This is a genomic window from Methylobacterium sp. Gmos1 (assembly GCF_053764715.1).
Map to the genome: position 1 here is coordinate 303,199 of NZ_JBSNCC010000003.1, position 13,684 is coordinate 316,882.

The following is a 13,684-nucleotide window of genomic DNA, read 5'->3' on the forward strand; positions in this document are numbered from 1 at the left end:
AGCGCGGAGGGCTCCGCCGCACCCGATTTTCAGCGTGGCGAAATTCCGGTACCGAGGGGCCATGACGCAGGCCTCCCTCACCGTCACCGCCCTCCACCGCTACCCGGTGAAGGGCCTCTCCCCCGAGCCCCTGGCCTCGGCGGCGCTGGCCCCCGGCGCCTATTTCCCGGGCGACCGGCTTTTCGCGGTCGAGAACGGCCCGAGCGGGTTCGACCCTGCCGCACCGGTGCACCAGCCCAAGATCAAGTACCTGATGCTGATGCGCAACGAGGCCCTGGCGCGCCTCTCGACCGCGTACGACGACGCCACCGGCGTGCTGACGATCCGCGAGGGCGGGCGCGAGGTGGCGCGCGGCGACCTCGCGACATCGGAGGGGCGGCTCGCCATCGAGGCGTTCTTCCGCCGCTTCGTCCCGAAGGAGCTGCGCGGGCCCCCGAAGGTGCTGGCGGCGCGCGACGGCTACCGCTTCACCGATTCGCCCCGCGGCTACGTCTCGCTCATCAACCTGGCGAGCGTGGCGGCGGTGGAGGACATGGTCGGGGCGGCGGTAGACCCGCTGCGCTTTCGCGGCAACCTGCACGTGACGGGGCTGCCAGCCTTCGCCGAGCTCGACCTCGTCGGGACGGAACTCGCTACGGATGCGGGCCTGCGCCTGAAGGTGACGAAGCGCATCGTGCGCTGTGCGGCCACCAACGTCGACCCGGCGACCGGGGAGCGCGACCTCGCGATCCCGGAGGCCTTGCAGAAGAACCTCGGCCACGCCGATTGCGGCATCTATGCCGAGGTTATCGCGGGGGGCGAGGTGCGGGCGGGGGACGTGCTGCGGGTGGCGGGCTGAGCGACCGGCTCACCGCTTCGTCGGCAGCCAGTCCGGCTCGGGCTCCTGGCGCGGCAGCACCGCCGCCACCTCGTCGAGGTCGACGGTGTAGCTGTCGGTGAGCAGGCGCCAGAGGTCCTGGCGGCTGGCGGCGCGGTGGCTCAGCGAGGTGACCGTCGCGGCGAGCAGCGACGGGTTGGTGAGGGCGGGACGCGGCAGGAGCGAATCGGCGAGGCGCATCGTGGAAGATCCGGTGGACCGTCCCCAGAATGTTCCGAGCATGGTTAACTTGGGGTAAAACGTAGCCGGCGAAGACCGGCACGGCCGGCCGTCATCGCAACGTCGCGTCCCGGCGCCAGAACCCGGCGCCTGACAGGCGCGGCGCTCGCGCGACCGAGAAGATCGATCGAGTTTTCGGTGTGACAGGCCGCGCGATGTTGCTTAGAACCCCGCGCCGTCACCTGCCGCGCGCCGCGGCCCGACCCTGCGAGAGGAACCCCGCCGCGATGAGCGATTCCGGAGCGGACAAGCTGCCCAACGTGCACGTGCGGGCGGAAGTCCTGGTGCAGGCGCTGCCGCACATGCAGCGCTACGACGAGGAGATCGTCGTCATCAAGTATGGCGGCCACGCGATGGGCGACCGCGCCGCGGCCGAGGACTTCGCCGAGGATATCGTGCTCCTGGAGCAGTCGGGCCTGAAGCCCGTGGTGGTCCATGGCGGCGGGCCGCAGATCGGCCGCATGCTCGACCGGCTCGGCATCAAGTCCGAGTTCCGCGAGGGCCTGCGCGTCACCGACGAGGCCACCGTCGAGGTGGTCGAGATGGTCTTGGCCGGCTCGATCAACAAGCAGATCGTCGGCTGGATCTCGGCCGAGGGCGGCAAGGCGATCGGCCTGTGCGGCAAGGACGGCAACATGGTGCGGGCGCGCCGCGCCGCCCGCACGGTGACCGATCCCGATTCCCACATCGAGCGCCACGTCGATCTCGGCCTCGTCGGCGAGCCCGAGCACGTCGACCGCACGGTGCTCGACGCGGTGCTGAAGGCCGAGCTGATCCCGGTCCTCGCCCCCGTGGCGGTGGGCGCCGACAACCAGACCTACAACGTCAACGCCGATACCTTCGCGGGCGCCATCGCCGGCGCGATGCGGGCCAAGCGCCTGCTGCTGCTCACCGACGTGCCGGGCGTGCTCGACAAGAACAAGAAGCTGATCCCGGAACTGTCGATCGAGGATTGCCGCCGGCTCATCGCCGACGGCACCATCACCGCCGGCATGATCCCGAAGATCGAGACCTGCATCTACGCGCTGGAGCAGGGCGTCGAGGCGGTGGTCATCCTCGACGGCAAGGTGCCGCACGCGGTGCTGCTCGAGCTGTTCACCGATTACGGCGCCGGCACGCTGATCCGCCGGTCGTAAAGTCCGATCGTCCCGGGCGGCCCGGACAGGGCCGCCCGGTTCGCCAGAAGACCCGTCTTTCATCTTCCCTTCCGCCCCGCCTCGCTTAATCTAGGCGCCCGGGGCCGTGGGGCCCCCGTCGCCGGAACGTCCCTTGCTCCTGCCAGGCGAGAGCCACCTCACAGGGCCCCAGGCCCGCGGCTTCTCGGGGATCGACACCTGGGTGTTCGACCTCGACAACACGCTCTATCCCCACGACGCCCGCGTCTGGCCGCAGGTCGACGAGCGCATCACCCTCTACGTGATGAACCTGTTCGGGCTCGACGGGATCTCGGCCCGCGCCCTGCAGAAGTACTTCTACCACCGCTACGGCACGACGCTCCGCGCGCTGATGGCCGAGTGGAAGATCGACCCCTACGACTTCCTCGACTTCGCCCACGACATCGACCATTCGAGCATCGCGCTCGATCCGGGCCTCGGGCTGGCGATCGAGGGCCTGCCCGGCCGCAAGCTGATCCTCACCAACGGCTCGCGCCGGCACGCCGAGAACGTGGCGAAGAAGCTCGGCATCCTCGACCATTTCGAGGACGTGTTCGACATCGCGGCGGCCGATTTCGTGCCGAAGCCCGAGCGCTCGGCCTACGAGAAGTTCCTGGCCCGCCACGGGGTCGACCCGACCCGCTCGGCCCTGTTCGAGGACATCGCCAAGAACCTCGTCGTCCCGCACGACCTCGGCATGGCGACGGTGCTGGTGGTGCCCCGCACCATCGACCCGTTCCGCGAGAGCTTCGAGCAGGAGGCGGTGCGCGCGCCCCACATCGACCACATCACCAACGATCTCGCGGGCTTCCTGACCGACCGGGTCGCCCCGGCGCTCGCGGCGTGAGCCCGCACATTCCGCCAGGGCGGCAAGCCCCGCCAGGACAGCAAGTCCCGCCAGGGCGGCAAGCCCTGCCAGGACAGCAAGTCCCGCCAGGGCGGGACGGGCCGGGCGACCACGATCCGGTCGAGGTCTGGGGCCGGCGCATCGGCCGCGGCCTCGGCGCGGTGGCGCTCGTCGTCCTGGCCTGGCTGCTCGGCCGGCAGCTGAATCTGTGGTGATCCGCCGGGAGACCCCCATGTCCGAGACCGAGTGGAGCCTGCTGCGCGCCCCCGACCTCGCCGCGATCGAGGCCCTGGCCGAGGCGGCCTTCGCGCGCCTGCCCGACGAATTCCGCGCCCTGTGCGAGGGCGTGGTGATCCGGGTCGAGGAGTTTCCCGACGAGGAGACGCTCTCCGAGATGGGCTGCGAGAGCGAGTTCGACCTCCTCGGCCTGTTCCGCGGCACCGGCCTGGCGCAGGGCGGCGGCGCTTCGAGCCTCGCCACCGGGCAGTTCCCCAACATGGTCTGGCTCTACCGCCGTCCCCTGCTCGACTACTGGGCCGAGCACGACGAGACCCTGGGCCACCTCGTCGCCCACGTCCTGGTGCACGAGATCGGCCACCATGTCGGGCTCTCCGACGACGACATGGCGGCGATCGAGGCCGCCGCCGAGGAGTGACGCGGCACCGCGTCATGGAGGGTGGCCGCCCCGCGACGGCTCGTCGGCGACGGGTCGCCCATTCGACGGCACGGCGAACAGGCCGGCCTTCGCCGAAGCGGGTGCTTGGGCAATCGTCCGACCTATTTCGGGACATCGAGTCCGCGCGAGGAACGGCCGATCGGGCTGCGCGGGACCTAATCCTGAAGACTTAGGATCAAGGGACGTTAGCCCGCCATTCCATTGTGCACCAAGATATTGATCGCAAGGGGGTTTTCGGGATCGTACGGCGCCTTTCGCCCGGAATATGCCCGTGGGCAGTATAACCTCCGCGCGATTGTCGGTGCGGTCCGGTCTTCGTATCGGCGCCGACCGATATTCGGTCCGCGCCGCCACGACGAATCAGACATGTCCTCACCCATCACCCTCGATCACGTCCGCGTCGAGACCGGCAGTGCCGACAGCGAGGGGCGCCTCGCCTATCTCGACGGCCGCCTGATCGGCGTCCTGACGCTTCTCGACCCGGACCTGCACGGCGAGCTGGGCTTCGGCCGGCACTGGTATCTCGAAGCCGGTTTCGGGCGGGCCGCCGGCGAGCCGCGCCCGCCGGTCTTCCCGAGCCTCGACGCGGCCCGGGCCTGGCTCGCCGGCCGGGTGGCCGACGTCACGCCGCGCTGCGCGGCGGCAGGGCACTCGCCTTCGGCCGGCTGGTGCGGAACTGGCCCCGCTCCGCGGCGATGAACACCAGCACCACGACGGTGACGCTGGTGAACCACCAGCTCGCGGTGGTGCCTATGCCGAGGCAGGTCGAGGCGAAGGCGGTGGCGGCGGTGGCCATCGCGCCCGGGGTCAGCACCGGATGCTCGCGGCCGGAATGGCGGATGCCGTTCCACAGCACGAAGGCCGCCGCGAAGGCGCCGACGACCCCGAGCTCGTACCAGATCTCGAACAGCAGCGAGGCCGGGGCGTTGACCGGCAGCATGCCGATCGCCTTGCCGCGGAGCGCGGTCTCGAGGCCGTGGCCGGTGATGAGCCGCAGGGGCTCGGTCGTCACCACCCGCTGCCAGGCCTTGAGCGCCAGGATCGTCGGGTGGAGCGGCCCGAGCAGCGGCGTCAGCGCCGGCCGCAGCAGGAACGGCAGCAGCGGCGCCAGCGCGACGAGGCCCGCCGCGACCCCGGCGGTGATGCGCACGCCCAGGCTCGGGCGCCAGGCCGAGAGCGCGAAGGCCGCCGCCCCGCAGGCGAGCGCCAGGAGCGGCACCGGCCCGGGGGCCAGCACCAGGGCCAGCGCCACCACCACGGCGAGGCCGAGCGCCTCCATGTCGCGGCGGCGCGAGCGCAGCCAGGCGGCGGCGGGCCAGAGCAGCAGGGCGAGCAGCATCGCGCCGCGCTCGAGCGCGCTGTCGTCCTCGAAGCCGCCCCGCAGGGCGGCGCCGCTGAACAGCCCGAGCATCACCGCCCCGATCGCCGCGATGCCGACGCCGAGGGGCAGGAGGTAGAGGTTGGCCGAGCGCATCCGGTCCGGCAGCGCGAGGTAGCCCGCCACCGTCAACCCCACCGTGGCGGCGAGGTTGAGCAGCCGCTCGCTCGCCGGGCCGGAGAACGGCGTCCAGACCAGCGACAGGGCGCACCAGCCGAGCAGCAGCGCGCCGGCGAGGATCGCCCGGGCACCGCCGAGGCGGGACAGCCCCGCCCGGAGGGGGCGCTGCGCCCCGTCGAGGAGGGCGGCGATGATGAGGAGCACGATGCCGATCGGCGCCAGGATCACCACGCTGCGCCGCGACACCAGGGCGGTGACCGGGATCACCACCGTCAGGCCGAAGAAGGCGAGGCGGCGCAGCAGCGCCGCCGCATCGACGGCGGGATCGGGGGTGTGCGACGTCGCGCGCGGCATGGCGGCCAATCCGGATGACGGCGCCGAAACGGGGCCGTTCTCCCTCCTAGTCGAGAGGGCGGGCCTGAAGCTGTAGATGGGGCGCAACACTGGGGGCGGGCGCGCCCTCACGGTGGCGGCTGGAGCGCTGGCAGCAGGTCGTTGTTCTCCTCGATCCGCAGCATCCGCACGTCGACCACCGCGGCCCGGAACCAGGGGCACTCCCGCGCCACGTCCTGGATCGCCAGGACGCACCGCACCGGGTCGACCTGGTCGTTGCCAAAGTAGACGCTACCCTGCTGCCGGTCGAAGCCATGGCGCTCGAGCACCCGGGCGATGTCCTGGTAGCCGTTCTGCCACGACGCGTTGTGATACTGGTCCTTCAAGGTCTCGGTATCGAGATCGAAGCAGATTGCGTACACCCGCTTGCTCCAGACCGGCCTATTGGGGATGTGATGAGGGAGGAGCCTATCGGCCTCATAACCCTGCGGCAAGCGGCGTTTCGGGCGTCGGGTCTTCATGGATCTGCTGCCGCCCCCGCCGAGAGGGTCACCTGCGTCGGCGGGACGCCCCTCGGATGAAATGTGTGCGGTTCCCCCGCCTTTGTGAAGGCTTCGCCGTCAGCCCTCCAGCACCGCCGCCACATCCTCCTCCGTCACCGCCTCCAAGGGCTTTGCCACCTTGCAGGCGCGCGAGCGCGCGCCGGGGCGCATCACCAGGATCACCGTCTCGGTGCCCGGGCAGGCCGGATCGGCGCAGACGATCTCGTTGACGGTGAGCGTCACCTCCGGACCGAAGCCGCCGAGGCGGCGGGCGATCCCGGCCACCCGCGCCCGCGCGCCGGCATCCGGCGCGGGGCGGCGCCGGAAGGCGCCGAGGAGGTCCATGGTCAGCGCGGCAGGCTGAGGAGGCCGGCCTGGCCGTCGGCGCAGCCGAAGGCGAGGTGCTCGCCGCCGGAGTGCCAGCTCATCGCCGTCACGGCGCTGCCCCGCACCGCCGGGCGGACGAGCAGCTCGGAGGCGTCGGTGAAGCGGATCAGGAGCACGCAGCCATCCTCGTAGCCCGCCGCCAGAACCGGGGCCTTGGGGTGGAACGCCACCCGCGAGACCCGGGCCGGGCGCACGCCGCATTCCCGCGGCGCCTTGCCGGTCGGGCCTTCCTTGGAATCGAACGGCCACACGATCACGGCTTCCGCGCCGCTCGTCGCCAGCCAGTCCCCGTCGGAGGACCAGGCATAGGAGCGCACCTTGGCCGGGTAGCCGGTCATCCGCATGTGGCCGCGGTCGGGTTGCAGGCGCCAGCCGTGCAGGGCGTTCTCCTGCATCGTGGTGATGACGAAGCGCCCGTCCGTCGACCAGGTGACGTCGATGTGCGAGCCCTTCCAGGTCAGGGGCTCGGGCGCCGTGTCGAGGTTCGGGTACCACAGGGTGGCCCCGCCGTAATGCGACACCGCCAGCCGGTAGCCCTTGGGCGCGAAGGCGAGGCCGCGGGCGGTGGAGGGCGCCTCGAAGACCTTCTCGCGGCCCTTGGCGTCGCGGGCGACGACGCGCTTGCCGGCAGCGTAGGCGACGCCGCCGTCGGGGTGGAGCGCGAGCGCGTCGATCCAGGCGCCGCCCTTCGCCGCCGCGATCTCCTCGGCGGTCCCGTCGGCCCTGACCGCGACGACCCGGCCGTCGTCGCCGCCGGTGACGAGGCGCTTGCCGTCCCCCGTCGCGACCAGGATGCCGGCCTCGGGGTGGGCCTCGACCCGGGTGGTTCCGCCGTCCTCCGCCACGAGGAGCACCGCGCCGTCGCCGAGCGCCAGCGCGAGCTGCCGGCCGAGCCAGTGCGCCGCGATGACGTGGGCGCCGGCCGCGATCTCGGTGACTTGCTGGGTGAGGGAGGGGGCGGCGGTGGCGCTCATCGCTCTTCCTGTGAACCTCTTGTTCCGGGCCCGGGCCTCTCACACGGGGAGATTCCGCGCAAGGGCGGGGGCGGTTCCGGCCCGGATTAACCGGTCCTCCCGCAAGGTTAAGGCTTCGCTCACCAAACCGCGTCAATTCGATGGATCGGGCCCGAACACGGCCGAGGTTCCGGCGGTTCTTACCCCGAACCCTCGCCGGAGCGTCCAAGGCGGACCGGCGGCCCTCATCGTCCTGGAGCGAGTTGCGTCATGATCCAGTCTGCCTTTGCGGCGATGGTGCCGCCCGCCGCCCTCCCCTGCGAGACGGTGCTGGTTGTCGAGGACGAGGCGATGGTCTGCGAGATCGCCGCCGAGGCCCTGGCGGACGAGGGCTACCGCGTGCTCACCGCCGCCGACGCGGTCGAGGCCGGCCGGATCCTGCAAGCCGAGCGGGTCGACATGCTATTCACCGACATCGATCTGGCCCGCAACACCAACGGGGTCGCGCTCGCCCGCGACGCCCGACGCCACTCCCCGCGCCTGCCGGTGGTCTACACCTCGGGCGGCCGCGCCACGCTCGGCGCCGGCGAGGCGGTGACCGACTCGGTCTTCGTGCCCAAGCCCTACCGGCCGAGCCAGATCGTAGCGCTCGCCAACCGCATCCTCGGCCACTGAACACTTCCCCCCACCGGAGCCCTGAGAAACGATGCGCCCGCCCTTCGTCCTGTCCGGCCTCGTCGCCCTCGTCCTCGCCGGCCACGCCCTCACGGCGGGCGCCAAGGACGCGCCGGCCCCCGCAGCCCCGGCGGCGCCCGCCCCGAGCGCGACCTGCGACGTGGTCGGCCTGAAGCTCGAGGACGTGATCGCCAAGTCGCCCGAATTGCAGCGCTCGGCCAACGAGCAGACGGTGCGCGACCTGCGCACCCTGCGCGACGCCGCCGTGGTGCTCGACGCCTACAAGCACCCGGAGGTCTGCGCCCAGGTTCTGACGGTCCTGCGCGGGCTGGCCGCCAATCCGGAGCGGGCGATCGACCAGAGCGGCGATACCGACGAGGAGAAGGCGGAGGCCGTCGAGAAGGCCCGCGCCCCGAAAGCTCCCGAAAAGTCTCCCGAGAAGGCGCCGGAGACGAAGGCGAAGTAGAGGCGAGATGAGCGGACGGGACAATATGGCAACGGTACCTGCGGGCCTCCCGCGGCAGCGTCGGTAACAGATTGGAATTCCTCTGAGTTTCGCGGGCGGCCTTGATCCCGCCCGGTCACCTCGCTAGTTCGTTCCTGCCGGCGGCCCGGGACGATGCCCGGGCCGATCCGGCCTTGTCCGACGAACAGGAGCGAGAGCCGGGAAGGCGTCGCGCCGGTGCCCCGTGGGTGCCGGTCCGCGCGCGTATGGCGGCTTGGCGCTCGCCGTCCCAGAGGAGGCGCACGACGTGCTCACGCAAGGCTCGCCCCGGTCCAAGGTTGCCGCCCTGGCCCGCATCGGCCGCGTCACGGCGCTCTGCCTCACCCTGTCGCCACTCGCCGCGACGGCCCAGGCGGCATCCGAAGCTCAGGCGACAGTCACGCCCGCCGCCGTGAGCCAGCCCGCCGCCCCGCCGCTGCGGGTGGAGCTGAACAAGCTCGAGACCGCGGGCGAGGCCTGCAAGGCGATGCTGATCGTCGAGAACGGCAAGGGCGGCCCGATCCGCTCGCTGCGCCTCGACCTCTACGCCTTCGATCCCGACGGCATCGTCCAGAAGCGTAGCATGGTCGAGCTCGGCCCAGTGCCGGCGCGCAAGACGGCGTTGCGCCAGTTCGAGATCGCCCCCACCCCCTGCGCCCAGGTCGGCCGGGTGCTGCTGAACGACGTGGCGGCCTGCGAGGGCAAGGAAACCTCGGGTCAGGACCTCACCCGCGAATCCTGCCTGGAGCGGATCGAGCCCTCCTCCGCCAAGGGCGCCGCGCCGTTCGTGCGCTGACCGCCTCTCCTCCTTCCCCCTGCTTCCGGAGACCGCCGAGATGGATCCGACCACCGCGCCCGCCGCGACCGCCGGCCACGACTTCTCCTTCCTCGGCCTCTTCCTTCAGGCCGACCCGGTCGTGAAGGGGGTGATGATCCTCCTGGTCCTGGCCTCGCTGGTCTCCTGGACGATCATCATCGAGAAGCTGGTGCGCCTCGCCGGCGCCCGCCGCCAGGCGAGGGCCTTCGCCCGCCTCGTCGCCACCGGCGGCATGCCGGAGGCAGGCTCGGGCATCTCCGCCCGGGTGGTGGCCGCCGCCCAGGAGGCCTGGCGCGACCAGGATCCGACCGAGACCCGCGCCGAGCGCCGCGAGCGGATCGAGCGCGCCATGCGAGCCGCACTCACCCTCGACATCAAGCGGCTTCAGGTCGGCCTGCCGTTCCTGGCGAGCTCCGGCTCGGCGGCACCGTTCATCGGCCTGTTCGGCACGGTGTGGGGCATCATGAACTCGTTCTCGTCGATCGCGAAGAGCCAGGACACCAGCCTCGCGGTGGTGGCGCCGGGCATCGCCGAGGCCCTGTTCGCCACCGCGATCGGCCTCGTCGTGGCGATCCCGGCGGTGCTCGCCTACAACAAGTTCTCGAGCGACCTCGCCAAGGTACAGTCGGCCTTCGTCGCCGGCATCGGCATCCTGGGCAACCGGCTGGCGCGCGACCGCAGCCATCACGCCCGCAGCGCCGCCGCCGAGTAAGCTTCTTCGTCCGTTCAACGCGTAGAGAGCCCCTGCCCCGCGAGAGGCAGGCGGCCGGAGGCCCGCCAGATGGGTATGGGACCGGTGCAGGCCGGCGCCGGCGACGAGGATGGCTTCGACGCCGCGCCGATGTCCGAGATCAACGTCACCCCGATGGTCGACGTGATGCTGGTGCTGCTGATCATCTTCATGGTCGCGGCGCCGCTGATGACCGTCGGCGTGCCGGTGCAGCTGCCGAAGACCGCGGCCGCCAAGAGCGCCGAGTCGAAGAAGCCGGTGGTGGTCTCGGTCGACAAGGACGGGCAGGCCTTCCTCGCCAAGGAGCCGCTGCCGGCCGACGGCGCGCTCGCGCGCCTCAAGGCCGCCGCCGCCGAGGATCCGGGCCAGACCGTGCTGGTGCGCGGCGACAAGGACGTGCCCTACGGGCGTGTCATGGAGGTGATGGGCCTCGTCGGCCAGGCCGGCTTCGCCAAGGTCTCGCTGATCGCCAACGCGCCCTCCGGCGCGGCGCCCGCGGCCCCGCGGTGAGCCGATGACCCCGACCGTCACGACCGAGGCGCCGGAGCCGCGCGAGCCGGGAACGGGCCTCGGCCTCGCCTTCCTGGTGGCGCTCGCGCTTCACGCGGGCGGCCTGTTCGCCCTGACCTACTGGCGCAGCCCCCCGGCCCCGCCCGGCGAGAACGAGATCGCGATCGACCTCGCGCCCGACATGGCGGCGATCGACGTGCCGACCCAGGCACCCGACGTCGAGGCCGCGCCGCCGCCCACCGACACGGTCGAGCCGAAGACCGTCCCGACGACCGAGCCCCCGTCCGACACCGTGCCGGTCGAGACCCCGCCGCCGGACACCAAGGTCGAGCAGGCACCACAGGAGACCCCGGTCGAGCAGGCCCCGGCCGAGACGGTGCCGATGGAGAAGCCGCCCGAGGCGATGGAAGCGGTGCAGGAGCCCGAGGAGCAGGTCGTCACCTCGACGAACCCCGAGGCGCCGGCCGCCGTGGTGGCCAAGCCCGTGCCGGAAGCAAAGCCGGTCCCCAAGCCCGTGCCGAAGCCGGTGGCCAAGCCGAAACCGGTCGAGAAGCCCCGGCCCGTCGAGAAGCCGGTCGAGGCGAAGAAGCCGGCGCCCAAGCCCGTGCGCGACGTCAAGCACGAGGCTGCGAGAGCCGCCGAGCGCAACATGGAGGCCGCCCGCCAGCGCCGCGCCGCGGCCTCCGCCTCGCAGATGAACCAGGGCGGGGCGTCCGCCGCCGCGAGCGCCAACGCGGCGCGAGCCTGGGGCGCGATGGTGCGCGGGGTGATCCAGAGCCGGGCGCGGGGCGCCGCGGGGGCGAGCGGCACCGCGACCGTGCGCTTCACCGTGTCCCGCTCCGGCCGGGTGCTCGGCGCCTCGCTCGCCGGCAGCAGCGGCAACGGCTCGCTCGACGCCGCGGCGGTGGCCGCCGCCTCCGGCAGCCTGCCGCCGGCCCCGGCGGAGTTCACCGGCGCGCAGCAGAGCTTCACCTTGCCGGTGCGATTCAACTGAGAACTTCTACGACGGTTCGATCCGACAGAAGCAGAATAAAGCGCGTCCCCCTCTCCCGTGTGGGAGAGGGGGACGCGCTTTATTGTCGAGCGGAATGATCGGGAACCGGCTCACCCCTCCCGCCGCATGAAGTCGAAGTCGCAGCCCTGATCGGCCTGCGTGACGGTGTCGTGGAACAGGCGGGCATAGCCGCGGGCCGCCCAGTCGGGCCGCTCCGGAGCCGTGAGGCCGGCAGCGCGGGCGGCGAGCTCGGCCTCGTCGACCAGCAGGTCGATGCGCCGGCCCTCGACGTCGAGCCGGATGCGGTCGCCGGTGCGCACCAGCGCCAGCGGCCCGCCCACCGCCGATTCCGGCGTGACGTGCAGCACGATGGTCCCGAAGGCGGTGCCGCTCATCCGGGCGTCCGAGATCCGCACCATGTCCTTGACGCCGGCCCGCGCCAGCTTCTTCGGGATCGGCAGGTAGCCGGCCTCCGGCATGCCCGGGGCGCCCTTCGGCCCGGCATTGCGCAGCACCAGCACGTCGTCGGCCGAAACGTCGAGGTCGGGATCGTCGATCCGCGCCGCCATGTCGGGGATCGAGTCGAACACCACCGCCCGTCCCTCGTGCTGGAGCAGGCGCGGCGTCGCCGCCGAGTGCTTGATCAGCGCGCCGCGGGGCGCGAGGTTGCCGGTGAGTACCGCCATCGCGCCGACCGGCTTGATCGGGCGGCTCGGCGAGCGGATCACGGTCTGGCCCGGCACGTCCTCGGCCGCCGCCACCACGTCGCGCAAGGTCGCCCCCGTCACGGTCGGGGCGTCGAGGTCGATCAGGCCGCCGAGTTCGGCCAGGAGCTTCGGCACGCCGCCGGCATGGTGGAAATGCTCCATGTAGTGGTCGCCCGAGGGCTTGAGGTCGACCAGCACCGGGACCTCGCGGCCGATGGCGTCGAGGCTCGCGAGGTCGAGGTCGATGCCGGCGCGGTTCGCCATGGCGGTGAGGTGGATCACCCCGTTGGTCGAGCCACCGATCGCCTGCATCACGACCTGCGCGTTGCGGATCGCGGCCGGGGTCAGGATCTGGCTTGGGCGCGGGCCGCCGGTCTTCGCCATCGCGGCGGCGCAGGCGCCGCTCGCCTCGGCGAGGCGGATCCGCTCGGCGTGGGGTGCCGGAATCGTGCCGGCCATCGGCAGCGCGAGGCCCATCGCCTCGATCATGCAGGCCATGGTCGAGGCGGTGCCCATCACCATGCAGGTGCCGACGGACGGCGCGAGCCGGCCGTTGACGGTCTCGATCTCCTGCTCGTCGATCTCGCCGGCCCGGTGCGCGCCCCACAGGCGCCGGCAATCGGTGCAGGCGCCGAGCACCTCGCCGCGGTGGTGGCCGACCACCATCGGGCCGACCGGGATCACCACGGTCGGCAGGTCGACGGAGGCCGCCGCCATCACCTGCGCCGGCAGGGTCTTGTCGCAGCCGCCGATGACGATCACCGCGTCCATCGGCTGGGCGCGGATCATCTCCTCGGTGTCCATCGCCATCAGGTTGCGCAGGTACATCGAGGTCGGGTGGGCGAAGCTCTCGTGGATCGAGATGGTGGGAAACACCATCGGCATCGCCCCGGCGAGCATCACCCCGCGCTTGGCCGCCTCGATCAGCTGCGCGGCGTTGCCGTGGCAGGGATTGTAGTCGGAGGCGGTGTTGGTGATGCCGACGATCGGCCGGTCGAGGGCGTCGTCGGAATAGCCCGCCGCCTTGATGAACGCCTTGCGCAGGAACAGCGAGAAGCCCGCATCCCCGTAGCTGGTCAGTCCCTTGCGCAAGCCCTTGCCCATCGCGTGCTCCTCCCGCCGGCGTTTTGACCGGTTCTCAAGGGTGGGGGGATGATTGTCAACGAAGCCGCCCCAGGGCCGCGAGGCATCGCAAGATAAATATGCGTAATGATGATATCGATTAGGTGAATTATGCTGTAAAATTAAATCGCAAAATTGTATTTTTAGCAATTTTGCATT

Annotated in this window: 17 protein-coding genes; 11 read left to right on the forward strand and 6 right to left on the reverse strand. The window is 71.6% G+C overall.

Annotated elements, in window-relative coordinates:
- Window positions 1-61: 61 nt before the first annotated feature.
- The gene (locus ACS5PV_RS07540) at window positions 62-838 is read left to right on the forward strand and encodes an MOSC domain-containing protein (protein WP_455394717.1); all 777 of its coding nucleotides are present in this window, start codon (window positions 62-64) and stop codon (window positions 836-838) included.
- Window positions 839-847: 9 nt separating this feature from the next.
- Here the strand turns inward: ACS5PV_RS07540 and ACS5PV_RS07545 are convergent, their stop codons facing one another.
- Entirely contained in the window at window positions 848-1,057 is a 210-nt protein-coding gene (locus ACS5PV_RS07545) for a hypothetical protein (protein ID WP_455394718.1), read from the reverse strand.
- A 266-nt stretch (window positions 1,058-1,323) separates the two neighbouring features.
- Here ACS5PV_RS07545 and argB point away from each other — a divergent pair, with 266 nt between their 5' ends.
- From argB to ACS5PV_RS07565, 4 genes are all read left to right on the forward strand, one after another.
- Window positions 1,324-2,232: an acetylglutamate kinase gene (gene argB / locus ACS5PV_RS07550; RefSeq protein ID WP_455394719.1), complete on the forward strand. Its 909-nt coding sequence runs from the start codon at window positions 1,324-1,326 to the stop codon at window positions 2,230-2,232.
- A 133-nt stretch (window positions 2,233-2,365) separates the two neighbouring features.
- Window positions 2,366-3,097 carry a pyrimidine 5'-nucleotidase gene (locus tag ACS5PV_RS07555; protein ID WP_455394720.1) on the forward strand — a complete coding sequence of 244 codons (732 nt, stop codon included), beginning with the start codon at window positions 2,366-2,368 and terminating at the stop codon, window positions 3,095-3,097.
- A gap of 232 nt (window positions 3,098-3,329) precedes the next feature.
- Window positions 3,330-3,752: a metallopeptidase family protein gene (locus ACS5PV_RS07560; RefSeq protein WP_455394721.1), complete on the forward strand. Its 423-nt coding sequence runs from the start codon at window positions 3,330-3,332 to the stop codon at window positions 3,750-3,752.
- A 387-nt stretch (window positions 3,753-4,139) separates the two neighbouring features.
- Complete coding sequence (locus tag ACS5PV_RS07565) at window positions 4,140-4,472, forward strand: hypothetical protein (protein WP_455394722.1); 333 nt, start codon at window positions 4,140-4,142, stop codon at window positions 4,470-4,472.
- Here the strand turns inward: ACS5PV_RS07565 and ACS5PV_RS07570 are convergent.
- The 4 genes from ACS5PV_RS07570 to ACS5PV_RS07585 all read right to left on the reverse strand — a co-directional run bounded on the left by ACS5PV_RS07570 (window position 4,396) and on the right by ACS5PV_RS07585 (window position 7,507).
- A complete protein-coding gene (locus tag ACS5PV_RS07570; RefSeq protein ID WP_455394723.1) occupies window positions 4,396-5,625 on the reverse strand; it encodes a peptide ABC transporter permease in 1,230 nt (409 codons plus the stop codon). The genes ACS5PV_RS07565 and ACS5PV_RS07570 overlap by 77 nt on opposite strands.
- A 107-nt stretch (window positions 5,626-5,732) precedes the next feature.
- On the reverse strand, window positions 5,733-6,026 hold the full coding sequence (locus ACS5PV_RS07575; protein ID WP_455394724.1) for a virulence factor: 294 nt from the start codon (window positions 6,024-6,026) through the stop codon (window positions 5,733-5,735).
- Window positions 6,027-6,224: 198 nt separating this feature from the next.
- Window positions 6,225-6,491 carry a hypothetical protein gene (locus ACS5PV_RS07580; protein ID WP_455394725.1) on the reverse strand — a complete coding sequence of 89 codons (267 nt, stop codon included), beginning with the start codon at window positions 6,489-6,491 and terminating at the stop codon, window positions 6,225-6,227.
- Between the two features lie 2 nt (window positions 6,492-6,493).
- A complete protein-coding gene (locus ACS5PV_RS07585; protein WP_455394726.1) occupies window positions 6,494-7,507 on the reverse strand; it encodes a WD40 repeat domain-containing protein in 1,014 nt (337 codons plus the stop codon).
- Window positions 7,508-7,756: 249 nt separating this feature from the next.
- Here ACS5PV_RS07585 and ACS5PV_RS07590 point away from each other — a divergent pair, with 249 nt between their 5' ends.
- From ACS5PV_RS07590 to ACS5PV_RS07615, 6 genes are all read left to right on the forward strand, one after another.
- Window positions 7,757-8,161 carry a response regulator gene (locus tag ACS5PV_RS07590; RefSeq protein WP_455394727.1) on the forward strand — a complete coding sequence of 135 codons (405 nt, stop codon included), beginning with the start codon at window positions 7,757-7,759 and terminating at the stop codon, window positions 8,159-8,161.
- 31 nt (window positions 8,162-8,192) lie between these two features.
- Window positions 8,193-8,627: a photosystem reaction center subunit H gene (locus ACS5PV_RS07595; RefSeq protein WP_455394728.1), complete on the forward strand. Its 435-nt coding sequence runs from the start codon at window positions 8,193-8,195 to the stop codon at window positions 8,625-8,627.
- Between the two features lie 325 nt (window positions 8,628-8,952).
- Entirely contained in the window at window positions 8,953-9,441 is a 489-nt protein-coding gene (locus ACS5PV_RS07600; protein WP_455395005.1) for a Tat pathway signal protein, read from the forward strand.
- A 40-nt stretch (window positions 9,442-9,481) separates the two neighbouring features.
- Entirely contained in the window at window positions 9,482-10,174 is a 693-nt protein-coding gene (locus ACS5PV_RS07605) for a MotA/TolQ/ExbB proton channel family protein (protein WP_455394729.1), read from the forward strand.
- A gap of 69 nt (window positions 10,175-10,243) precedes the next feature.
- The gene (tolR, locus tag ACS5PV_RS07610; RefSeq protein ID WP_455394730.1) at window positions 10,244-10,702 is read left to right on the forward strand and encodes a protein TolR; all 459 of its coding nucleotides are present in this window, start codon (window positions 10,244-10,246) and stop codon (window positions 10,700-10,702) included.
- Between the two features lie 4 nt (window positions 10,703-10,706).
- On the forward strand, window positions 10,707-11,696 hold the full coding sequence (locus ACS5PV_RS07615; RefSeq protein WP_455394731.1) for a TonB family protein: 990 nt from the start codon (window positions 10,707-10,709) through the stop codon (window positions 11,694-11,696).
- Between the two features lie 110 nt (window positions 11,697-11,806).
- Here ACS5PV_RS07615 and ACS5PV_RS07620 read toward each other — a convergent pair whose 3' ends face one another.
- Window positions 11,807-13,507, reverse strand: coding sequence for an IlvD/Edd family dehydratase (locus ACS5PV_RS07620; RefSeq protein WP_455394732.1), 1,701 nt, complete (start codon window positions 13,505-13,507; stop codon window positions 11,807-11,809).
- Window positions 13,508-13,684 lie beyond the last annotated feature (177 nt).